The organism is Pseudomonas sp. JV245A, assembly GCF_032424515.1.
GTDB lineage: Bacteria > Pseudomonadota > Gammaproteobacteria > Pseudomonadales > Pseudomonadaceae > Aquipseudomonas > Aquipseudomonas protegens.
On sequence record NZ_VYKE01000523.1, the window covers coordinates 1 to 508 of the forward strand.

General features: G+C 69.9%; 1 pseudogene. It reads right to left on the reverse strand.

What is annotated here, in order from left to right:
* Nucleotides 1–152: 152 nt before the first annotated feature.
* Nucleotides 153–508, reverse strand: a pseudogene (locus F6S12_RS32825) (PepSY domain-containing protein); the annotation flags it as partial.

Genomic DNA, 508 nt, shown 5'->3' on the forward strand with positions numbered 1-508 from the left:
CTTCACCCAGGAGGATGTGCTCGACCTTCTCCGGCACCTGGACCTGGCGTCCGGCCAGATCGGTGAGGGTCGCGGCGCTGGCCGTGGCAGCCCATAACAGGCCCAGGGGCAGCAGGGCGAGCAAGAGCCCGCGCTGGGCGCGGCGCAAGAAATCACGGTGTGTCATGGCTAGTTTCCTTGAACGATTGGACGGCCCGGCGGGCAGCGCGCTTGCGCCACCACAGCAGCAGGCCGGTGAGGTACAGAAGGGGTAACGAAATACCGCAGAGAAACGCCAGCCAGGCGCCGGGGGTGCCCAGCAGCAAGTGGCCATGGGCGGCGGAAAACAGCGGCTTGATCGCCATCGGCTGGGCGCCGGGCCAGGTGAAGAGGTCCGGGCGTGCCAGCCAGGCACCGCTGCCGGCAATCAGCAGCAGCGGCAGGCACAGCCAGGCCGCCGCCACGTTGTGCCATTCCCGCAGGCGCCGGTTGCCCCGGCTGCCGGGACGCAGGCTGGCGGCCTTCCACC